This window comes from Streptomyces sp. NPDC002785, assembly GCF_040295565.1.
Classification (GTDB): domain Bacteria; phylum Actinomycetota; class Actinomycetes; order Streptomycetales; family Streptomycetaceae; genus Streptomyces.
Map to the genome: position 1 here is coordinate 1 of NZ_JBEOVN010000004.1, position 21,490 is coordinate 21,490.

A 21,490-nucleotide genomic window follows, 5' to 3' on the forward strand; every position below is an offset into this window, starting at 1 on the left:
AGCGTCGGTGATCGGCTCTCGCACGGCTTCACCCCCCGGCAGTGGGGCGTCGTCATGCCCGCCGGGAGGTGAAGCCGTGCGAGAGCCGATCACCGACGCTGACCGCGACCAGGTCCGCCGGCTGCACGCCGAGGGCAAGAGCCGAAACGCCATCGCACGGACCATCGGGCGCAGCGGCTCGACCGTGTCCAAAATCGCCGCCGAGTTCGACCCGCCGCTGAGTTTCACGCGCGGGCCCGAAGTGGTGGCCGCGACCGACGCCCGCCGTATCGACCTCGCCGCGCGTCGACAGCAGTTCGCCGAGGCTCTGCACGAGTCCGCCGAGCGGCTGCACGGGCAGTTGTTCGCCCCCTGCGTGGTGGGCGCGTTCGGAGGCAAAGACAACCTGTGGAGCGAGCAGCCGCTCGACCGCCCGCAGTTCGCCGACCAACGACAGATCCTCGCCGCCGTATCCACCGCTGTGGATAAGTCCTTGAAGCTCGCCCCCGCCGAGGGAGGCCAGGGAGCCGAGGACGTCCGTTCGATGCTGGGCACCCTCGGCGAAGTACTCGCCGACGCTTTCGCCGACGACGAGGGGGCCGACGACGGGGGGTAAGCCGTGCGCCTGCCCGCCGGCGTCGACCTCCCCCTGTCCCGCAAGCAGTTGCGCAGCGTTGGCCGCGCCCGGGCCCGTATCAACCTGTGGCACGGGTCGGTCAGGTCTGGAAAGACCGTCGCGTCACTGCTCGCATTCGTCATTGCAGTTGCCGCCGCCGGACCGTCGGGACTCATCCTGATTTGTGGCCGCAGCTTGCAGACCATCGAACGGAACGTGTTCGAGCCCCTGCAAGACGCGTCCCTGTTCCGCCCCCTGTCCAAGCACATTCACCACACCCGGGGCGCCACCACGGCAGTCATCCTCGGCCGGACCGTGCACCTTATCGGCGCATCGGACGTCCGCGCCGAGGGGCGCCTGCGAGGACTTACCGCGCAGCTCGCGTACGTCGACGAGGCGACACTCGTTCCCGAATCGTTCTGGACTCAGCTACTCGCCCGACTCTCGACGCCGGGCGCGCGGCTGCTCGCCACGACCAACCCGGACAGCCCCCGCCATTGGCTGAAAGTCGGGTACCTCGACCGGGCCCACGAACTCAACCTGCGTCACTGGCATTTCAGGCTCGCCGACAACCCGAGCTTGACCCGGCAGTACGTCGCCGACCTCACCGCCGAATACGTCGGACTGTGGCGCCGCCGCATGATCGATGGGGCATGGGTCGTCGCCGAGGGCGCCGTATTCGATATGTGGGACGAGCAGCGGCATGTCGTCGACACCCTGCCGCCGATGCTCCGTTACTGGGCCGCCGCGGACTACGGGACAACGAACCCGTTCGCCGCCCTGGTGTTGGGACTCGGTGCCGACAACCGGCTGTATGTCGTGAGCGAGTGGCGCCACGACAGCAAGACCGCTCACCGGCAGATGACCGACGCGCAGTACAGCGAGGCCGTTCGGGCATGGCTCGACCGGCAGAACATCGAACCCGAGTGGACGTTCATTGACCCGTCGGCTGCGTCGTTCCAGACACAGCTATGGGCCGACGGACACCCGGGCGTCACCCGGGCCGACAACGAGGTGAAGCCCGGAATCCGCAGCGTGTCGTCGGCCCTCGCCGCCGGCCTGCTGCGCGTACACGAATCGTGTTCGGGCCTGCTCGACGAGATCCCCGCTTACTCCTGGGATCCCGCCGCGACCGCCAAGGGCGAAGACAAGCCGGTCAAGACCGCCGACCACAGCGTCGACGCCCTACGCTACGTGCTGCACAGCACCGCGCACGAGTGGCGTTACCTGCTACCTGGCAGCAACCAGCGCGGTACGGAACCGCTTGGCCAAGAGCTGACGTGACCCGTTCAGTTCACGAGCCACCTTTGCCAGCTCCCTTCGTCCCTTGATGGGCCAGCCACGCCCGGGGTTCTGGCAAGGAGCCAGCTTCTCCTGGTAGCGGATTAGGTTCTGCCACAGATCGTCGGCAGCGCCGGTTACTGAGTGCGGACCGGCTATCTCAACTCTTCGTTTCAACGCACCGAGCACAGTCGCCGCTGCTTCCAGGTGTTCGAGCGACTTCCTGACCTCAGATGGTCGGGGGGTTCTCGGTCGATCCTTCCGCAGGAACAGATTGTGCCGAGGGTCGAACGCGGCGAACGCTCCATCCAACTCGGTGACGCCAATAACGAAGCCTTCATACGCCGCCTGCCGCTCCTCGCGAAGCGTTCGACCAAGATCCACATCTCCTTGGTCACGCGGCTGCCGACGGCTGGCTCTGTAGGTGAACCAACCCGTGGCTAGTACGCCAACTGCCGCCGCAGCAGCGCCCAATACCGTCGCGGTCCCTTGATCCATGAGCTCGATCCTGCCTTGTCCATATAGCTGTTGGTAGGGATACCCGTGATGTACAAACGGAGGTGACATTGTGCCCCTGCCTGAGAACGGCGCCGTATGGCCACCCCGAGGCGTCGCCCCCCTGTACGCCGACATCAAGGTCGACGACGCGTGGTACTCCGGCGACACCGACCGCCTCGCCAAGATCTACCGGTACGCACCGCAGCAGCGAAAAGACGGCCGCCGCCGCTTGTGGGGGCGCCACCGTCAGCCGGGCAAGCGCGAGGAACGGCTGCACATCCCCCTCGCCGGCGAGATCGCGCAGACGTCTGCCGACCTGCTTTTCGCCGACACCCCCGTCGTCACCGTGTCGGACACCTCGACGCAGGACCGCCTCGACGAGCTGCTCGACGTCGGGGGCGTGCCCGAGCTGCTGCTGACCGCAGCGGAGACGGCCGCGGCCCTGTCCGGCGTGTTCTTGCGCGTAACGTGGGACCGCACCGCCGCTGCCGACCGGCCCCTGCTCACCGTCGTGCACCCCGACCAGGCCGTACCCGAGTGGACGTTCGGCATCATGACGGCCGTCACCTTCTGGCGGCCCCTGCCCGGCACCGGGTCGGCCGTATGGCGCCACCTCGAACGGCACGAACGCGGCCGGATCTTGCACGGTCTGTATGAGGGGACCGACGACCAGCTCGGCCGGCGCGTACCGCTCACCGAGCACACCGAAACCGCCAGCCTCGCCGCATCCCTCGGCGCCGAAGGCGACGCCATCGAGACCGGCGTGCCGATGCTCACGGCCGTATACGTGCCGAACATCGGACCCAACCGCAAGCACCGCGGCGCCCCGTGGGGCCGCAGTGACTTGCAGGGTGTGCACGACCTGCTCGACGCCCTCGACGAAACGTGGTCATCGTGGCTACGCGACATCAGGCTCGCCCGGGCAAGGTTGATCGTTCCCGACGGTTACCTGCGGAACAACGGGCCCGGGAAAGGGGCGTCGTTCGACGACGACCGGGAAGTGTGGCAGGCCCTCGCTATCCCGCCCACCGAGCAGGGCAACGGCATCACGTTGTCGCAGTTCGCCATCCGTGTTGAAGAGCACCGCGCGACGGCTGAGGCCATCGTGCGGCAGGCCACGACAGCGGCCGGTTACTCCCCTACATCCGTCGGCCTCGACGGAGACGGGGCCGCCGTCACCGCAACGGAGATCGCCGCGCGTGACCACCGGTCGATGGTGACCCGGGGCAAGAAGGCGCGTTACTGGCGACGCGCGATTGCCGAGATTCTGCGCGTCCTGCTCGCCATCGACCGGGTGCAGTTCGGAGGCGGGGGAACCGACGAACGCCCCACGGTCGACATTGGCGACGGAGTCGCGGAAGACCCCGGGAGCACCGCGCAAACGCTGTCCCTGCTCGCACAGGCGCAGGCCGTTTCGACCGATACGAAGGTGCGGATCCTGCACCCGGATTGGGACGACGCCGTCGTGCAGGCTGAGGTCGATCGCATCTTGACCGAGACTGGGCAGGCAGTGCCCGACCCCATGCAGGCCGGGCAACTGCTCTAGCTCTAGGCGACGGGCCAACCGGTGAACTTGTCGCCGTTCTCGTGCACGAGCGCCATACCGGCGGAGTCGACAAGGTCGACCAGGTCCTCGTGCGGGCACTCCGGGAGCAGCACGGCGAGCCGCGCATCCTGCGGAGGGATGTGACGGCGGTAGTCGATAAGCTGCGCTATGGCGGCGCGCACGGCGCCGCGGTCGCTCTTGCTCTTGATCTCGTACAGGACGTTGTCGGTCGCGTCGTACAGGTCCGTGAAGAGGATTGACGCGAGCCCCTTAATACGGATGTCGAAGCGCGTCACCTCGTGCCCCTGCTCCTGAAGGAACGCGAGGAACCGGTCGCTCAGTTCGGCCTCGATGCGCTTCACTTCCACGGGGCCCGTCGGCTTCCGCGTGATCTTCTTACCGCTGTTCTTCTCCGGCTTGGCCGGCTTGCTCGCCGTAACTTCGACCGGCCTCCGCAGCGCGAACGCGGGATCGGCCATCGGCGTAGCGGGAACCTGCGTGATTACGGTCTTGGGGGCCGGCGGCACGAAGTCCTCGGGCGCCTGCTCGATCTCGGTCACGGGGCGCAGTCGAAAGACGTAGACCCACCGCGTGTTCTGTTCGCTGTCAAGGGCCTGCCGTTCGATGAACGGGTCGTTCTCATCAACCGAGAACTCGCCAACGTAGCGGTGCAGCTTGGTGTCTGAGCCCTCCACCTTGCCGATGGCGATAAACAGATGCAGCGCGCGCCCTTCTTCGGCGTGGCGCAGGAGAGAGCCGTTCTTGCCCTTCAGTGTCTGGTCGCCGTAGCTGCCCTCACCGGTGTACTCGAACACCGGGCCCGTCTCATCTTCTTCGGCGAGCCAACCATCCTGATAGCCGTAGCGCTTGGCGCTCTTGTGGTCAGTAAAGATCAGGATGTTGTCGCTCGTCCGCGACGGAATGATCCCGCCCTGTGTTGAGCCACCGAACATCTCCTTCAGGTCCGCGCGCGTGAAGACGTCGCCGGGCGTGATCTGCACAGAGGTCATGCCCGCGACCGTACCGACCACCACTGACAATCCGTGCCGGCCAGGGGTGGAGGTGCTATGCCCATACACCCCGGAATGGTCGAGGACCTTTCGGCCGGCGTCCGTGACCTGTACGCGGACGCCGAGCAGCGGCTGCTCAGCATCGTCGCGCGGCAGCTCGCCGACGGGTTCGAGGCCCCAGGTTGGGCAACCAACAAGCTGCGCGACGTTCAGGCCCTGCGCCGAGGCGCTCAGGGGGTCGTCGACGCGCTCGGCTCAACCATGCAGCTCGAAGTATTCGACGTCGTCGCCGAGGCGTACAACATCGGGGCACGCTCGGGACTGGCCGAGCTCGGCGCGCTGCACGACAACGATCTGCGCCACATCGACGAGACCACCCCAAACACCCGCGCCGTTGACCGGCTCGCGCGGGAAACCGTCAACCTCATCACCGCCACGCACCGCGGCATTCTCCGAGGCATCGAGGACGGATACCGGCAGGCGATCAGCGAGGTATCGGCCACGCCAGTACTCGGCATCGACACCCGTCGGCAGGCCACACAGCGCGCCATGGAGCGATTCAGCGACCGTGGCCTGCGCACGTTCGTCGACCGATCCGGCCGGGCATGGAAGATGACCTCTTACGCCGAGATGGCGGTACGTACGTCCGTCGGCCGCGCCGCGACCGAGGCGCACATGACCACGCTCGCCGCGGCCGGCGTCGACCTGGTCGTCGTCAGCAGCAGCCCCCGCGAATGCCCGCTGTGTCGCCCATGGGAACGACAGGTGTTGTCCATCGGGGGCCCGTCCGGCGCCCGTACGGTCGACGTCGAGCACGCCATCGAGGACGGCCGCATGATCCGCGTGGACGTCGCCGGATCCCTCGACGAAGCCCGGGCCGCAGGGCTGCAACACCCCAACTGCCGCCATTCTGTCAGCAGTTACACCCCCGGCATCACGCGCACCGAGGACGCCGAATCGGACCCGGCCGGATACGAGGCAGGGCAGAGGCAACGCGAGATAGAGCGGAAGATTCGCCGGTACAAGAACCGGGCCGCCGCCGCGACCACGCCCGAGGGCAAGCGCGCGGCCGAGGCCAAGGTGCGGCAGTGGCAAGGCGCCATGCGTTCGCACCTCGCCGCACACCCGGACCTGCGCCGCCTGCGCCACCGCGAGCAGCCCGGCGCCTCGAACCTCCCGACCACCTACACCGCGCCGGCGGACGACGCCATGCAGGCCGCTCGCGTGCGCGCCGGCGGCGACGCCACCCTGCGCGAGATGAGCGACGAGCAGCTCGCCCTCGCCACCCGCCCCGGAGTCCTCGACGAGCGCGACGTCGCCCGCATTGAGGCCGAGGCAGACCGCCGGGACGCCGCCGACCTGCGGGCCGCAGTGTTCCCCGAGGGGCGCCTGCTCGCCGACTTGTCCACCACGGGCGATGAAGTCCTCGCATGGGCGCAGCAGCACGCCACCGACGACGAGCTGCTGCGCATTGCCGATGAACTCGACCGCCGGTACCCGGGGCCGATCCCCGAGTACCCCCTGCCGATGGGGGACGACGTCGACGACGTCCTCGCCGCGTCGACCGCCCTCGACGACGCCCTCGCCCCGGGGGCGCCGCCGGCCGAGTGGCAGCAGTACGCGGACGTCGCCGAGGATGCCCTGCCCACCACGGCCCGGCATCTCGCCGACGAGCACCCGGCCGACGCGCCCGTGCACAAGGTCACCCGGCGCGAGGCCCGAGAGATGTATTTCGAGTGGGCCATGCTCCAGTACCAGGCCGCCGAGGACGCGACGAACGGGTACCTACTCAACCGCCGCGGACACGAGCAGGGCGTCGACCCGGGAAGCCTGTTCACCGGGCCCGCCCGCATCGCCTACGCCTACGCGTCCGACGAACTCAAAGCGTTTTGGCGAAAGCAAGAGCGCAAGACGCAGCAGCAGTTCGTCGCCGAGGTCACCGGCCAGAACATGAGCGATGTTCGAACGGCTCAACAAGCGTTGTGGGATGCTCGGAACAGACACGACGGATGATCGAGGGGGCGTCATGGGAAGCCGCGCAGACCTTACTCGCGCACTGCTCGCCGGCCGCACCGCGGCCCGCGCCGAGCAGTCCATGACCGCCTGCCCCCACCCGCCGCGCACGCTGCTACGGACCGCATGGCTACGCGGATACGGACAGGCCACCGCGCCCGCCGAGTAAGCCACACAGACACCCCGCACGACTCCCAAGGGCCCGCCGACCGGCGGGCCCTTTCGCATGTCCCCACACGGTCACGGAGGGCCGATCACCCATGCCCGAAAGCCAGACTCCCGCCGCCCCGGCCGCACCGTCCACCGACCCGGCCGCGACCCCGACCACCCCGCCGGCGACCCCCGCGGCCCCCGCGGCGCCGGCCGCCGACCCGGCCGTCGAGCAGCGCGCAACCGCCGCCGAGGCCGCCGCCGAGCAGGCCAAGACCGAGCGCGACGAGCTGCTCGCCGGCCTGCGCCGTGTCCTCGACCCGAACGGCGCCGCCGCCGAGACTGACCCGGCGCAGCTCGCCGCGCAGGCGACGACCGAGCGCGACGCCGCCCTCGCCGAGGCGCGCACCCTGCGCGTGGAACTCGCCGCGCACCAGGCCGCGCACGGAGCCGGCGCCGATCCGGCCCGCCTGCTCGACTCTCGCACCGTCGAGAAGCAGCTCGCCGACCTCGACCCGGCCGACGCGAAGTTCGGCGAGAAGCTCGCCGCCGTCATCACGGCCGCCGTCGAGGCAAACCCCCACCTGCGCGCCGAGGGCGCCCCGGCCGGCCCGCCCGCGGGTGGCGCCGACTTCACCCCCGGCACGACCGCGGCCCCGACTGCCGCGCAGTTCGCCGCCATGTCCTACGGCGACCGCGTCGCACTGCACCAGTCCGACCCCGACCTGTACCGGCAGCTTTCTGCCGCATCCGAGTAAGGAGGGCGCCACATGCCCGCTGGAAAGACCACCGCCGCACAGATGATCGTCCCCGACGTATGGGCCGACATGGTGCAGGCCAAGTTCAAGGGCGCCATGATCCTTGGCACCCTCGCCACCGACGACAACACCCTCGAAGGCAAGCCCGGCGACACCGTCAACTTTCCGAAGTGGACCGCGCTGGGCGAGGCGGAAGACCTCACCGAGGGAACGCCGATGACGCCCGAGCAGCTTGGCACCGACCCGGGCAACTCGGCGACCATCAAGGAAGCCGGCAAGGCGGTTGAGATCACCGACAAGGCCCGCCTTGTCGCGTTCGGCGACCCGTACGCGGAGACGCAGCGACAGCTCGGCGTACTCATCGCCCGGAAGGTCGACGTGGACCTGCGGGCCGCGGCTGAGGCTGCCGGCGTGATCACCGTGGACGCCTCGACCGAGCCCCTTTCGTGGGACGTCATGGTGTCCGGCATCGAGCGGTTCGGAGACGAGTGGGATCCGGAGAACATGGCCGGCACGGTCATCCACTCCGTGCAGCGCGCCGCCCTGCTCCGTGACCCGAACTTCATCAGCGCCGACAAGCTCGGCGCCGGCGCAGTCATCCCGCGGGGCGTGATCGGTCAGGCCGGGGGCGTGAACATCTACGTTTCCGACCGCCTCACCACGGCCGGAACCGGCGTCGACAAGACGTACAACGCGCTCATGATCCGGCGCGGCTCGCTGGGCCTGCTCTACAAGCGCCGGCCCGTCGTCGAGACGGACCGCGACATTCTCGCGCGCACCACGGTCGTCACGACGAACGTGCACTACGCCACGCACCGGCTCGACGACGAGGGCGTCGTCGTCCTCAAGACCAAGGGGGCCGCCGCATGATCTTGCGCCGGTACCACCGGCCCCCGGACGTCGACGACGACCAGGCCGTCGAGCACCAGGCCGTCGACGAGCAGACCGAGAGCGCCCCGCAGGCCAAGCAGCCGGCGGGGCGTTCTGCTGCCTCGAAGAAGGCCACCAAGACGGCCGACGGGGGGTGAGCCATGGGCCGCGTCTACGCGACCCCCGAGCAGCTCGCCGTCTACACCGGCGACCAGGCGCCCGAGGGCGCCGAGCGGCTGCTCGCCCGTGCGTCTGAGGACGTCGACGCCGCCCTGCTCACCGCCGTTTACGCCGTCGACGACGACGGAGACCCCACCGACCCGGCCGTCGCCGACGCCCTCGCCGCGGCCGTCTGCGCGCAGGTCGAGTACCAACTCGCCACGGGCGACGACGGTACCGGCGCGGCCGGTGCGTGGGACTCCGTGAGCATCGGCCCCGTGTCCCTGTCCGGACGCACCGCGGGCCCGCCCGCCGCATCCGGCGTCGACCTCGCCCCCCGCGCACACCGAGCCCTAAGCGGCGCCGGCCTGCTCCCGGGGGTGATCTGGTGAAAGTCCCCGTATCGCTGCTGCGCCACCGCGTGACCGTCGAGCCCTACCGGGGCGACTCGGCGTACGGGCCGATCTACGACCCGCCCGTCGTCGACGTGCGGGCCCTGGTCGCTCACACCGTCAAGCAGGTGCGCCGCGCGAGCGACGGCCGCGAAGTCGTGAGCACGGCGCAGGTGATCACCGCCCCGGGCCTCGACTGCCCGCCCGGATCCCGGGTGACCCTGCCCGACGGCCGCGTGACGACTGCCATATCGACCGCCACCCACACCGCCCCGGGCCTGCCCGTGCCGGCCTGTACGGAGGTGATGACGGAGTGACCGCACGCGCCCGCCTCACATGGAACGGAGCCGCCGCCCTGCGCGGCACCCGGGCCGGCGCCATCCGTGGCCTGCGCATCGCCGCCGAGCACGTCCTCGAACGCTCCCGCCGCCGCGTACCGATCGAAGAGGCCACCCTCGAAAGGTCCGGCGTCGCGTCGGCCGACGAGGGGGCCCTGACTGCCGGCGTTTCGTACGACACGAAGTACGCCGTACGCCAGCACGAGGAACTCAGCTACCAGCACGACGCCGGCCGGACCGCCAAGTACCTCGAAGGGCCCGTAACCGAGGAGGCCGGCACCGTCGCGGACATCATCGCCGCGCAGGTGCGGAGGTCCCTCCGTGGCTGACCTGCTCGACGGCATCGCCCGCTATCTCGCCGCCGCCGGCCTGCTCGACTACGACCCGACCGGGCGCACCGGCGACACGTTCGTCGAGGCCATGCCCCCGACGCCCGACCTCGCCGTGTCCCTCGCCCTGTACGACGGGCCCGCCCCGGACGCCCGGGACGACGTCGAGCAAAGGCGCCTACAGGTACGCACGCGCGGCACCGCCGACCCCCGGGTGTCCCGCACCCGGGCCGAGGCCCTGTACCGGGCCCTGCACGGCCTTACGGGCGTCGAGTTGCCCGACGGTACGTGGCTCATCCTCGCCGCCGCACGCGGCACCCCCGCCCCTTTGGGCACCGACAGCACCGGCCGACACGAGCACGTCGTGAATTTCGATCTTGACGTGTCCGGCCCCACGACAGACACAGGAGGTACCGCCCATGGCCGGACGGCCGATTGACGCGCGCGGCTGGATTTTCGAGGTCCAGGACGACGACGCGCAGACCGAGACATGGTTGCCGATCAGCGGCATCACGACCTTTACCCACAACCCTGGGGAAAACGAGGAGACGGCCGACACCACGGCGTTTGACTCCGACGGGCAGTACGAACAGGACGTGATGCAGCGCGGCGCCTCGCTGGAGATCGAGGGTCAGTACCGCATCGACAAGACCAGCAAGGCGCAGGATGCCGGGCAGGCGTACGTCGACCACGTGTGGGCCGAGCGTCTCGGTATCGACTCCCGCAACGCGGTTCGGTGGCGCCACAACACACAGACCAAGTGGGTTGTGTGGGACGCGACCGTGACCCCGGGCGAGCAGGGCGGAGGCACCAACGACAAGACGTCATGGAGTGCCACCGTCACCAAGTGCGGCGCCGCGCGCACCGTGGATGTGGCCCCGTGACCGACGCCGACCTCGACGTCGTCGACCAGGACGACGAGCAGCTCGACCAGGGCGCCGGGCCGGCGGACTTTGACGCGTTCTTCGCCGAGGAGTCCGCCACCCGGCCGCGCGAGCAGTTCACCCTCTACGGCACCACGTACACCCTGCCCGAGTCGCTCCCCCTGCTTTTCACGCTCCAGATGGAGCGCGTACAGGACTCCAGCGACCCCGACGACGTCCGCCGGATGTTGGCCACCCTGTACGGGGGCGACGTCCTCGATACGTGGGCCGAGGCCGGCATGACCGACCGGCAGCTCGGCGTCGTGCTCATGTACTCCGCCGCGAACATCCGGAAGCCGGGCAGCATCACCATGCAGCGCGCCGCCGAGCTGTACGCGGAGCAGGACGCGGGAAAAGCGGCGGCGCCGGTGAACCGGGCGGCGCGCAGGGCGAAGACGAAGAAGAAGCCGGGGCGTTCTGGCGCGCGATCCTGACGCACTGGGCCGCCGTCGAGGGCGACCTCGCCCGCGAGTACGGCACCGGCCCGCGTGACCTCGCCCGCATGTCCACTCGCCGATTCCTGGTCCTGGTGACCGGCCTACCGGGCGAGTCCAAGTTCGCCCGCGCATGGTCGCGCACCCCCCGGGCCGTGTCGGACCCGGCGGAAATCGCAGCAATCACCGGCATCCCCGCCGGCTGACCCGTACGACCGGCGACCGCGCCGGATGACCCCCGATAGGAGGTGATCCGGTGGCGCTCACCGTGGGCGAGCTGCTCGCCACCATCACCGTCGACGACGGCCCCGCACAAGCCGGCATGAACCGCGCCGAGGCCGGTATGCGCTCGACCGGCGACACGATCGTCGCCGACGCCGACCGGGCCGGGCAGCAGGCCGGGGCCGCCCTTGGCGACGGCATGGCCGACGGGAGCGACGCCGCGGCGAGCGGCGGCGCCGGCGCGTTGAAGGCGTTCGGGTGGGCCGCCGTCGGTGCCGGCATCGGCGCCGTCCTGATGGCCGGCGTGGGCCAAGCCCTTGAACAGGGCAAGGTACAGGGCAAGTTGCAGGCGCAGCTCGGCACTACCGGGCCCGTCGCCGCGAAGTACGGCAAGGTCGCCGGCGACCTGTACGCCGGCGCGATCGTCGATTCCGTCGAGGACGGGGCCGAGGTCATCAAGGGCATTGCCCAAAACGGCCTACTCCCGCCCGAGGCGACGAGCGCGCAGATACAGACGATGTCCAAGCGCGTCGCCGATACGGCGAGCGTCATGGGCGAGGACGTCGGGAAGGTCTCCCGGGCCGTCGGCGTCATGCTGAAATCGGGCGTCGCAAAGTCGGCCGATGAGGCTATGGACGTCCTCGTACGGGGCACCCAAAAGGGCGCCAACTCAGCCGAGGATCTGCTCGACACATTCAGCGAATACCCCACCCAATTCCGGGATTTGGGACTCGACGCGCAAACCGCGATGGGCCTTATGCAACAAGGGCTACAGGGTGGCGCACGGGACGCGGACACGGTCGCGGACGCACTCAAAGAGTTCGCGATCCGCAGCAAGGACATGTCCACGGGAAGCGTTGAGGCTTTCAAGGACATTGGCCTTAACGCCGACGTCATGGCGAAGACGTTCACGAAGGGTGGACCGGAAGCCAGTAAGGCACTCGGCGACGTCCTACAGCGCATCAAGGCCATTGAGGACCCGGCCAAGCGGAACGCAACGGCCGTCGCCCTGTTCGGCACCAAGGCCGAAGACCTACAGGGCGCGCTATTCAAGCTCGACCCGAGCACGGCGGTAAAGGCACTCGGCGACGTCAAGGGCGCTACCGACAAGGCCGGAAACGCCATGCGGGACAACGCCGCAACGAAAATCGAGCAGTTCAAGCGGGCCGCCATGCAGGGGCTAGTCGAACTGATCGGCACGTACGTGATTCCGGCCCTGTCCAAGGCTGCTGACTGGCTCGGCACCCTCGGCGCAGCGTTCGCCACCGCCGCCGGTTTCGTCTCGCAGCACTCGACCGCGTTCTCTGTCGCGGCCGGCCTGATCACCACTCTCATGCTCCCGGCGTTGATTCGCCTCGCCACGCAGGCCGTACTCACCACCACGGCCACCGTGACCGGGTGGGCGACGCAGGCAACCGCGGCCGTTACCGCCGTCGCATCGTTCGTCGCGTCCAACGCGCTCATTCTGGCCGGCTGGATCGCGCAGGGCGCCGGGGCCGCCGCCGCCGCGGTGCGCGTCGTCGCGGCATGGGTCCTCATGGGCGCACAGTCCATGATTCAGGCCGCGCGAATGGCCGCAGCGTGGGTTATCTCGATGGGCCCTGTTGGGCTCATCATCGCCGCAGTTGTCGCCCTGGTCGCGCTCATCGTGGCCAACTGGGACACCATCGTTTCTGCGACGAAAACCGCGTGGGAATGGGTCTGGAACAAGATCAAGGCCGTTGGTCAATTCCTGCTCGACCTGTTCATGAATTTCACGCTTGTTGGAATCATCATCAAGCATTGGGATTCGATCAAGTCCGGCACGGTGCGCGTATGGAACGGCATCGTGGATTGGGTCAAGGGACTTCCGCAGAAGCTCATCAATTTCTTTTTGAACTGGACCCTTCCGGGCCTGATCATCAAGCATTGGCAGAGCATCAAGGACGGGTCCATACGCAAGGCCACCGAGCTAGTCAACTGGGTAAAGGGACTGCCCGGCCGCATCGCATCGGGTATCGGCAGTCTCGGACGCCTGCTGTACGACAAGGGAACTGACGTCGTACGCGGCCTGTGGAATGGCATTAAGTCCATGGGATCCTGGCTGAAAGGCCAGCTCATTTCCTTTGCCAAGAATATGATTCCGGGGCCGATCGCTAAGGCACTCGGAATTCATTCACCGTCCAAGGTGATGGCACGGGACATCGGCCGATGGATTCCCGCCGGCGTCGTCGCCGGTATCCGCTCCGGTCAGGGCGCGCTCGACCGCACCATGTCGAGCCTGGTCTCGCCGCCGCCCGTGCCCGCCCTCGCAGGCGCAGGCCCGGGCATGGGTGGCGGAACCGCGTTCGCCGGTAGCGCCGGCGCGGCCGTCCACATCGAGCATTGGCACGGCGGCGAGCAGACCCCCGAAGAGAACGCCCACGCCCTCGCGTGGCGCATGAAGGCGAGGGGGTGAGTCGTGGCCATTGGCGACCAGGTGAACGCGTCCGGGCACGCGCAGCTCGGCGAGCTGCTGCTCGGACGCGGCACCCCCTACCGGTGGCGCTCCCTGACCGGGTGGGAAGACCTCCCCGCCCTCGACTCCGGGAGCGTCAACCGGGCCGGCGCGCACGGCGCGATCCTGGGCCGGCTGCTCGCACAGCCGCGCGTCGTCACCCTCGACGGGATCCTGATACGGGCCCGCCGGGGGGAAATCGGCGCCGTCGTGCAGCAGCTCGGCGCCGCAACCACCATCACCGAGGACGAGCAGCCGTTCGTCGTGCAGCTCGACGAGCGTGGCCCCCTGCTCGCATGGGTCCGGGTGACCGCCCGGGCCGTCCCCGTCGAGCGCGGGTACACCCTCGGCAGTATCAGCGGCGCGGCCGTGCAGCTCACCGCGAGCGACCCGCGCCGGTACGAGCTGCTCGAACGCACCGCGCGGGCCGGCCTGCCCACGGACGAGCCGGGCCTCGACTGGAACGCCGCCCCCTCGCAGCAGATGTTCCCCGACGACCAGGCCGCCGGCCGCGCGTCCGCCACGGCGTCGTTCTGGGCCATGTCCGGAATGACGCTGGGCAGCAACGGGGGCGCGCTTACCGCCGCAATCACCGCCGCGCAGGCCGGCCTCGCATGGACCGTCGGCCCGGGCGACCTCTCCGGTTTCCCCGTCGAGCCGGCGCAGTCCGTGACGTTCCTTGCCGACACGCCGCCGCGCGGGTCGGTCTTGCTCCTTCACTGGCTCGACGCCGCAGGCGCCTACCTCGCCGCAACGACCGGCACGTACGGGCGCGTCACCGGGACCGCCCCGGCCGGCGCCATACAGGTACGCCCCGTCATGCAGTGGGCGACCGTCCCCTCGCCCGCCACGGTCACCGTCGGCCCGTCGCGGCTGCTCATTCCGGGACTCGGCGCCGAGGGACTGCGCGACCCGTACGACTTCGGCCCGCCGGGCAGCACGGGCACGCTCACCGCCCGCAACGACGGGAAGGCCCCCGCGCACCCCGTCGTCGAGTTCCGGGGCCCCGTGTCCATGCCGAGCCTTACCAACCTCGCCACGGGCGACGTCCTCGAATACGACCTCGACCTCGCTGCCGGCGACGTCCTGGTCGTGGACACCGGCGAGGGCACGGTGACACTCAACGGCACCGCGAGCCGGCTTTACACGGCCACCGCGCAGAGCGTCCCCGAGGAGTCGTTCGCGCTCTGGCCCGGTACCGCCGATCTTGCTTTCCGGGCCGCGCCCGGATCATCCGACCCCGCCGCATCCGTCGCCGTCCGGTGGCGTTCGGCTTACTGGTAAGGAGGGCGCCGCATGACCGTGCGCGCCGCGTGGCTGCTCGCCGGACCCCCGGACGGGCAGACCAGGACAGATACCCGCCTCGCCCCTCTCGGCACGTTCGTGCCCGAGGGCGAACTGACCACCCGCGACGGAGTGATAGCCGGCGGCGCCCCGCTACTGGCGACCGGCGCCGGCGCCATGCAGGTACAGGTCGGCATCGGCCGCGCCCTGGTGCAGGGCACCACCGCGCAGGGCGCCTACCCCGTAGCCGTGACCGTCCCCGAGACGCTCACCGTGGGCGACGGGAACGCGCAGTACCCCCGTATCGACTCCATCGTGATCCGCGTGCGCGACGGACTGTTCGACGCGACCGGGCAGACCGCCGTCACCGTCGAGTTGGTCGTCGGCGACCCGCAGCCATCCCCCGTCGAGCCGACCCTGCCCCCGTCGTCCCTGCGGCTGTGGTCCATCACCGTCCCGGCCGGCGCGTCCGCCGGAACGGGCGGGATCAACTGGGCATCGGCCCTCGCCGACCGGCGCCGGTACACCGCCTCTTACGGCGGGATCATCCCGCGCGGGTGGGGAACGTCGTTCACCGGCGCCTATGACGGACAGTTCCGCGACGTGGGCGGAGTCCTCGAACGCTGGAACGCCACGGCCGCGACCTGGTCGACGTACCGGCCGCCGCGCGACGTCGAGACGATCAGCACCGGGGCCACCGCGGCAAGCGGGTTCGGCCTCAACTCATTCGCCGCTCGGCGCGTCGGGGGTGTCTGCTCCTTCACGGTCGAGGTGACCCGCACCGGTGCCGCAATTCCGTCTCCGGCCGGCGGGAACATCAACGACACGACCGTCGCGACCATCCCCACCGGGTGGCGCCCCGCATACGACGTCGAGGGCGCAGCGTCCGACGGGTACGGCCACGGAAGCATACGAATCGGCACGAACGGAACCTTGATCCTGCGGACGTGGGTACCGGGTGGCTCCATCCAGAGCACTCGGAACATCCGTATCAGTACGTGCTACGTCCTGTGAGGGGGTGCGTGTGATCTCCCCCGGGTACCGGCTGCTGCTGTGTGACCTGCGCTCCGACCAGGTGCTCGACGCCCTGCCGGTACAGGGGCTCAGCCTCGACGACTACATAGGCAAGGCCGGCGCCATGTCTGGCACCGTGCCGATACCCAACGCCGCCGTTGCCGCGCGGGCCCGGGCCGCCATCGTCCCGGGCCGTACGGCCGTATGGCTCGAACGGGGCCGCGACATTTGGTGGGGCGGAATCCTGTGGACGGCCGCCGTGCAGTCGGACAGCCGCGGCTTTCTCGGCGTACAGGTACAGGCCGGCACATGGGACACCTACCTGTCGCACCGGATGCTGTACGACACCCTGCAAACGACGACGCCGACCGATCAGTACGACATCGTCCGCGGCCTGCTCGACTACGTGCAGAACACCCCGGGCGGAGACATCGACATCGAGTACCCGACCGACGTGTCGGGAGTCCTGCGCGAGCGTACGTACTCGCGGTACGACCTGCCCGTCGTCCGCGACCTGCTCGACCAACTCGGCGCCGTCGAGGGCGGGTTCGAATGGCGCATCGCCAGTTTCCGGGACGCCGACGGCCGCCGCGTCAAGCGGCTGCAACTCGGTACGCCGACCATCCGTACCGGCTCCACCGACATCGTGCTCGACCACCCCGGACCGGTCACCGCCTACACATGGCCCGTCGACGCCACCAACCGCGCGAACGCGTGGCAGTCGAGGGGCGCGACCGACAACGAGAACCAGGCCGCCGACAGCGTGCCCCGTACGTCCGCGTTGCAGCTCGCCGACCAGGACGTCGCCGACGGGTGGCCGCGCCTCGACGGGAGCAGCGATTTCACCACCGTCACTGAGCAGGCGACCCTCGACGGACACGCCGCCGCCGACCTCGCCGCCGCCCGCGCCGGAACCGTCGTCCCCGAGGTCACCCTCGACATGTCCCGCGCCCCCGTGTCCCCCGCCCTGCTCGGCGCGACCGTGCGCCTACGGATCCGGGACCTATGGCACCCCGAGACCCTCGACGCCCGGTACCGCGTCGTCGGACTCGGCATCACCCCGCCCGAGCGAGGCCGGCCCGAGTCGGCCCGCCTGTACCTGGAGGTCCCGTAAGTGGCAGCAGTTCCGCAGGACATCCTCGACCGGATTCGATCCCTCGAACGGCAGGTACGCGAACTCACCGGCCGTTCGCAGATGCGGCCGGCCCTCGACAAGATCCTGCACGGAGACATCACCATCGGCGAGGGCGGACAGCTCATCGCCCAAACCCCCAGCGGACAGCGCACGTTCATCGTCGGCCAAACCCCGCAAGGCGACTGGGGCGTCGGCATCGGCCGCGAGGACGGAACCGCCGCCCTCACCGTGGGCGACGACGTCAACGAAGACGCACAGATGATCCGCATGTGGTCCCGCGACCGCAACGCGCCCGACCGAATCCTGATGATGGATGACGCGAACAGTGACCGTTTCCTCGGCCGCCCGTGGATCCCGTTCCCCATGTACCCAACCGCCAATTTCGCCATGCAGTCAACGACGTCATGGCAGTACGCATGGATCGGCCGAATGCCCGCGCAGAACGCCGTCGCCATCCTCGACTTCTCCAGCATCGCCAGCACCGGCGGACAGGTCCGGATCAACTACGTCCCTCCCAGCGGCACCGCGCAGACCCTCGCAACGTGGACCCTGCCCGCCAATACATGGGTGAACAAGTCATTCACGCAGCCCCTCCACGAAGCCGAATGGGGCGACCACGTCCTGTTTCAGATCGAGCACCGCAACAGCGCATCCACCGGCGCCATCGAAACGCGCATGTTCAACGCGTACACCCGCAACACCTTCACGACGGGCGAGGCCCCCACCATGCCCACCCGTAAAGCCGCCGTCGCCGCCGCACCGGCCGCGTTCGAGGCCAACCTCGCCACCACCAACGAAAGCCCCGTCGAGCCCGGCCTGCGCCGCGTCGACGAGTAAGGAGATCCGCGCGTGCTGCCCGAGAACATCCCCACCGTGACCGTCACCGCGCGGTACCTCACCCCCGACGGCCGGCCGCTCTCCGGATCCGTCACCCTGCGCGCGCCGTCCGTCCTCACCTTCCCCGACTCCGACGTGATCCTCGGCGGGCCCGTCGTCGCCGCCCTCGACGCGACCGGCGCAATATCCGTCACCGTGCCCGCCACCGACGCCCCCGGGATGGACCCCGACGGATGGGCGTACGTCGTCACGGAGCAGCTCGCCGGCGTCACCTCGAACCGCTCGTACGCGATCCTGCTACCGGCCGAGCACCCCGACGTCGACCTCGCCGACATCGCACCGACCGACCCGGGCAAGCCCAACTATGTTGCCGTCCGGGGCGACTCGGCGTACGAGGTAGCCGTCGAGCAGGGGTTCGTCGGCACCGTGCAGCAGTGGCTCGTATCCCTGGTCGGAGCGACCGGAGCCACCGGAGCCACCGGAGCACCAGGAGCAAAGGGAGCCACGGGCGCGACAGGCGCCACCGGAGCGACCGGCACGAAGGGCGACCCCGGAACGCCCGGCACCAACGGCACGAACGGGACGGACGGGGCCCCGGGCGTCGTGCAGTCCATCAACGGCCAGTCGCAGGCCGCCGTCGTCCTTGCCGCGACCGACGTAGGGGCGATCCCCTCGACGGCCGCAGGCGCCGCCGGGGGCGTGGCGCAGCTCGACGGAACCGGGAAGGTCCCGGCCGCGCAGCTCCCGGCGTCGTCCGGCGGAGGCGCCGTTACGTCCGTCAACACGAAGACGGGCGACGTTGTCCTCGCCGCCGCAGACGTCGGGGCATCGGCGACCGGGCACACCCACACCGCCGCCGAGGTAGGCGCCGCGGCCTCGACGCACACACACACCGCCGCGCAGGTGGGAGCCATCGCTACCACGGCCAAGGCCGCCGCGAACGGCGTTGCGAGTCTGGACGCGTCCACCCGGATCCCGGCCGCGCAGCTCCCGACCACCACGCCGCGCAACACGTGGACCCCGCAGGCCCTCGGATTCGCCGCCTGGTCGGTTGACCCCGCGCACGTCGCCAACCCGACCGGCACACCGAAGGCCGCCGTAATCCAGCGGCTCTACATGTCCGGCATCAACATCACGGAATCCACGCAGGTCAACCGCGTCGTGACCTTCGCCCGAGGGTGGGCGGGCTCGACCGCCGTCCCGGCCGCACGGTTCTACGTCGGTATCTACAACGAGAGCGGGTCACGCGTTGCGACGTCCGGCCTAGTGTCGAGTGTCCCGGAAGCCGGGCAGCTCACCGGGACCGCGCCGGGAGCCCTCACCAACCACATCGGCGCCGTCCCAATCGCATTGACCGCCACGGCGACGCTCGCCCCGGGCCGGTATTGGGCGGCTTTTCTCATGTCCGCCGGTGCCGCCACGGATTTCTACTACATGCACGTGCAGAACGAGAGCCCGAGCGCCCCCGCGAACTTCTACATGGGGACGACGTTCCAGCGCGCATGGTGCCTGAACAGCCAAACGTCACTGCCCGCGACCGTGAATCAGGCCGTGGGCGAGGTCGGCCTAGACCCGGCCATCATGGCTCTCGCCATGGTCTGACCCTTCCCGCTTTCCCGTACGCCCCGGCCGCCGCCGAGGGCGTTTTTCATGTCTGGAGACACCCACCATGGCAACACCGCTCACCGCGTCTGCGTTCCTGTCCGCCCTGCGCGGCGAGGGCGTGAACGTCGTCGAGGTCGGATCGTGGCGCAGCCACAGCCGCGCCGGACACGGGGCATGGGGCCCCATGCACGGCGTCATGATTCACCACACCGTGACGTCGGGCACCGACCACTCGGTCGCCATCTGCCGTGACGGGTACAGCAGCCTCCCGGGCCCCCTGTGTCACGGCGTGATCGACAAGGCCGGCACGGTGCACCTAGTCGGGTACGGCCGCGCAAATCACGCCGGACTCGGCGACAGTGACGTGCTCGCCGCCGTCATCAACGAGCGCGCCCTGCCGGCCGACAACCAGGCCAACACCGACGGGAACGCCCGCTTCTACGGGTTCGAGTGCATCAACCTCGGCGACAACGCCGACCCGTGGCCCGAGGCGCAGGTCGAGGCCATCGCCCGCGCCGCCGCCGGTATCTGCCGCGCGCACGGGTGGGGCGCCGCGTCGGTCATCGGCCACAGTGAGTGGCAGCCGGGCAAGGTTGACCCGCGCGGCCCGATCGGCAAGAAGGGCGGCCCCGCGCTCACTATGGCGCGCATCCGGGCCCACGTCGCCGAGCTGCTCGACGAGAAGGCGCCGAGCAAGCCCTCGACGCCGAAGCCGTACACCCCGCCGGCGTTCCCGGCCGGCCTCGCCCCGGGCAAGGCCAAGCCGTCCGCGAAGCCGTTGCAGCGCGTGCTCAAGACCTGCGGATTCATGCCGCAGAGCGTCAAGGAAGCCGACGCCTACGGCCCGCAGACGCAGGCCGCGGTCGCCCGCTTCCACAACGCCCACCCGTCCTACCGCGCCGCCGGAAAGTCCCACGACCCCGCGATCGGCCCGAAGGGGTGGGCGTACCTGTACCGCACCGCCCACGCCAAGTGATCCCCCCGACCGAAGGAGAACCACCCATGTCCCCTGCCGCCAAACGGACCGTACGCACCGTCATTCAGGGCGCCGTCGCGTTCGCCGTCGCCCTGCCCGCCATCGTCGACGCGTCCGGCGTCCCCGAGTCCCTCCCGTGGGTTGCCGGCGCCCTCGCCGTCGCCGGTGGCCTCGCCCGCGTCATGGCCCTGCCGAGCGTCGAGGCCATCCTCGACCGCGTCGGCCTGGGCCTGGTCGACGAGGAGGCCCCGAGAGCGTGAGTACCGGATTCCCCGGCGTCGACCTCGCCGTCGTCTGGTGTGGCGTCGTCGCCGCCGTCGGGGGCGCCCTCGGTCTGCTCTACCGGGCGACCAGGGGCGCGCGGCGCCTCGCCGAACGACTCGGCGACCTCGCCGACGACTGGCAGGGCACCCCGCCCCGCCCCGGCGTCCCCGGACGCCCGGGCGTCATGCAGCGACTTGACGCCATCGAGCAGCAGCTCGGCGCCGTCGAGCACGAACTGCACCCCAACAGTGGGGGGAGCCTGCGCGACGCCGTCGACCGCGTCGACGAACGCACCCGGCGCACCCTCGACGACTGACCCACCCCGAGCAGCACAGCGGCCCGCCCCCACATCCCGGGGGCGGGCCGCTTTCGTCATGCCCG

Annotated in this window: 25 protein-coding genes; 24 read left to right on the forward strand and 1 reads right to left on the reverse strand. The window is 69.9% G+C overall.

Annotation, left to right across the window (positions count from 1 at the left end; translation table 11 throughout):
* Positions 1 to 76: 76 nt before the first annotated feature.
* The 3 genes from ABTZ94_RS01990 to ABTZ94_RS02000 all read left to right on the forward strand — a co-directional run bounded on the left by ABTZ94_RS01990 (position 77) and on the right by ABTZ94_RS02000 (position 3,920).
* Positions 77 to 595, forward strand: a complete 519-nt coding sequence (locus ABTZ94_RS01990; protein ID WP_351196522.1) for a helix-turn-helix domain-containing protein — start codon at positions 77 to 79, stop codon at positions 593 to 595.
* 3 nt (positions 596 to 598) lie between these two features.
* Entirely contained in the window at positions 599 to 1,879 is a 1,281-nt protein-coding gene (locus ABTZ94_RS01995; protein WP_502967164.1) for a PBSX family phage terminase large subunit, read from the forward strand.
* A gap of 565 nt (positions 1,880 to 2,444) precedes the next feature.
* Positions 2,445 to 3,920, forward strand: a complete 1,476-nt coding sequence (locus ABTZ94_RS02000) for a phage portal protein (RefSeq protein WP_351196524.1) — start codon at positions 2,445 to 2,447, stop codon at positions 3,918 to 3,920.
* 2 nt (positions 3,921 to 3,922) lie between these two features.
* Here the strand turns inward: ABTZ94_RS02000 and ABTZ94_RS02005 are convergent, their stop codons facing one another.
* Positions 3,923 to 4,930, reverse strand: a complete 1,008-nt coding sequence (locus ABTZ94_RS02005; protein ID WP_351196526.1) for an SRA domain-containing endonuclease — start codon at positions 4,928 to 4,930, stop codon at positions 3,923 to 3,925.
* Positions 4,931 to 4,987: 57 nt separating this feature from the next.
* Between ABTZ94_RS02005 and ABTZ94_RS02010 the strand changes: the two genes are divergently transcribed.
* The 21 genes from ABTZ94_RS02010 (at position 4,988) to ABTZ94_RS02110 (ending at position 21,425) form a co-directional block, all read left to right on the forward strand.
* The gene (locus tag ABTZ94_RS02010) at positions 4,988 to 6,943 is read left to right on the forward strand and encodes a phage minor capsid protein (RefSeq protein ID WP_351196528.1); all 1,956 of its coding nucleotides are present in this window, start codon (positions 4,988 to 4,990) and stop codon (positions 6,941 to 6,943) included.
* A gap of 13 nt (positions 6,944 to 6,956) precedes the next feature.
* Positions 6,957 to 7,112, forward strand: a complete 156-nt coding sequence (locus ABTZ94_RS02015) for an Rmf/CrpP fold protein (RefSeq protein ID WP_351196530.1) — start codon at positions 6,957 to 6,959, stop codon at positions 7,110 to 7,112.
* 91 nt (positions 7,113 to 7,203) lie between these two features.
* Positions 7,204 to 7,851, forward strand: a complete 648-nt coding sequence (locus tag ABTZ94_RS02020) for a hypothetical protein (RefSeq protein WP_351196532.1) — start codon at positions 7,204 to 7,206, stop codon at positions 7,849 to 7,851.
* Positions 7,852 to 7,863: 12 nt separating this feature from the next.
* Entirely contained in the window at positions 7,864 to 8,721 is an 858-nt protein-coding gene (locus ABTZ94_RS02025; RefSeq protein WP_351196534.1) for a N4-gp56 family major capsid protein, read from the forward strand.
* Complete coding sequence (locus ABTZ94_RS02030; protein ID WP_351196536.1) at positions 8,718 to 8,879, forward strand: hypothetical protein; 162 nt, start codon at positions 8,718 to 8,720, stop codon at positions 8,877 to 8,879. The genes ABTZ94_RS02025 and ABTZ94_RS02030 overlap by 4 nt, the downstream gene beginning before the upstream one ends.
* A gap of 3 nt (positions 8,880 to 8,882) precedes the next feature.
* Positions 8,883 to 9,272 carry a hypothetical protein gene (locus tag ABTZ94_RS02035; protein ID WP_351196538.1) on the forward strand — a complete coding sequence of 130 codons (390 nt, stop codon included), beginning with the start codon at positions 8,883 to 8,885 and terminating at the stop codon, positions 9,270 to 9,272.
* Positions 9,269 to 9,589, forward strand: a complete 321-nt coding sequence (locus tag ABTZ94_RS02040; protein WP_351196540.1) for a hypothetical protein — start codon at positions 9,269 to 9,271, stop codon at positions 9,587 to 9,589. The genes ABTZ94_RS02035 and ABTZ94_RS02040 overlap by 4 nt, the downstream gene beginning before the upstream one ends.
* The gene (locus ABTZ94_RS02045; protein ID WP_351196542.1) at positions 9,586 to 9,939 is read left to right on the forward strand and encodes a hypothetical protein; all 354 of its coding nucleotides are present in this window, start codon (positions 9,586 to 9,588) and stop codon (positions 9,937 to 9,939) included. Before ABTZ94_RS02040 ends, ABTZ94_RS02045 begins: the two co-directional genes overlap by 4 nt.
* Complete coding sequence (locus ABTZ94_RS02050; protein WP_351196544.1) at positions 9,932 to 10,378, forward strand: minor capsid protein; 447 nt, start codon at positions 9,932 to 9,934, stop codon at positions 10,376 to 10,378. Before ABTZ94_RS02045 ends, ABTZ94_RS02050 begins: the two co-directional genes overlap by 8 nt.
* Positions 10,359 to 10,823, forward strand: a complete 465-nt coding sequence (locus ABTZ94_RS02055; RefSeq protein WP_351196546.1) for a phage tail tube protein — start codon at positions 10,359 to 10,361, stop codon at positions 10,821 to 10,823. Before ABTZ94_RS02050 ends, ABTZ94_RS02055 begins: the two co-directional genes overlap by 20 nt.
* On the forward strand, positions 10,820 to 11,296 hold the full coding sequence (locus tag ABTZ94_RS02060) for a hypothetical protein (RefSeq protein ID WP_351196548.1): 477 nt from the start codon (positions 10,820 to 10,822) through the stop codon (positions 11,294 to 11,296). Before ABTZ94_RS02055 ends, ABTZ94_RS02060 begins: the two co-directional genes overlap by 4 nt.
* 68 nt (positions 11,297 to 11,364) lie before the next feature.
* Positions 11,365 to 11,502 carry a hypothetical protein gene (locus tag ABTZ94_RS02065; RefSeq protein ID WP_351196550.1) on the forward strand — a complete coding sequence of 46 codons (138 nt, stop codon included), beginning with the start codon at positions 11,365 to 11,367 and terminating at the stop codon, positions 11,500 to 11,502.
* Between the two features lie 50 nt (positions 11,503 to 11,552).
* The gene (locus ABTZ94_RS02070; RefSeq protein ID WP_351196552.1) at positions 11,553 to 13,955 is read left to right on the forward strand and encodes a phage tail tape measure protein; all 2,403 of its coding nucleotides are present in this window, start codon (positions 11,553 to 11,555) and stop codon (positions 13,953 to 13,955) included.
* 3 nt (positions 13,956 to 13,958) lie between these two features.
* Positions 13,959 to 15,278, forward strand: coding sequence for a phage distal tail protein (locus ABTZ94_RS02075; RefSeq protein ID WP_351196554.1), 1,320 nt, complete (start codon positions 13,959 to 13,961; stop codon positions 15,276 to 15,278).
* A gap of 12 nt (positions 15,279 to 15,290) precedes the next feature.
* Entirely contained in the window at positions 15,291 to 16,292 is a 1,002-nt protein-coding gene (locus ABTZ94_RS02080) for a hypothetical protein (RefSeq protein WP_351196556.1), read from the forward strand.
* A 10-nt stretch (positions 16,293 to 16,302) separates the two neighbouring features.
* Positions 16,303 to 17,406: a hypothetical protein gene (locus tag ABTZ94_RS02085; RefSeq protein WP_351196558.1), complete on the forward strand. Its 1,104-nt coding sequence runs from the start codon at positions 16,303 to 16,305 to the stop codon at positions 17,404 to 17,406.
* Between the two features lie 81 nt (positions 17,407 to 17,487).
* Positions 17,488 to 18,264, forward strand: a complete 777-nt coding sequence (locus tag ABTZ94_RS02090) for a hypothetical protein (RefSeq protein WP_351196560.1) — start codon at positions 17,488 to 17,490, stop codon at positions 18,262 to 18,264.
* Between the two features lie 12 nt (positions 18,265 to 18,276).
* On the forward strand, positions 18,277 to 19,866 hold the full coding sequence (locus ABTZ94_RS02095; protein WP_351196562.1) for a hypothetical protein: 1,590 nt from the start codon (positions 18,277 to 18,279) through the stop codon (positions 19,864 to 19,866).
* 67 nt (positions 19,867 to 19,933) lie between these two features.
* On the forward strand, positions 19,934 to 20,845 hold the full coding sequence (locus ABTZ94_RS02100; RefSeq protein ID WP_351196564.1) for an N-acetylmuramoyl-L-alanine amidase: 912 nt from the start codon (positions 19,934 to 19,936) through the stop codon (positions 20,843 to 20,845).
* Positions 20,846 to 20,871: 26 nt separating this feature from the next.
* On the forward strand, positions 20,872 to 21,105 hold the full coding sequence (locus ABTZ94_RS02105) for a hypothetical protein (RefSeq protein ID WP_351196566.1): 234 nt from the start codon (positions 20,872 to 20,874) through the stop codon (positions 21,103 to 21,105).
* Positions 21,102 to 21,425, forward strand: coding sequence for a hypothetical protein (locus ABTZ94_RS02110; protein WP_351196568.1), 324 nt, complete (start codon positions 21,102 to 21,104; stop codon positions 21,423 to 21,425). Before ABTZ94_RS02105 ends, ABTZ94_RS02110 begins: the two co-directional genes overlap by 4 nt.
* Positions 21,426 to 21,490 lie beyond the last annotated feature (65 nt).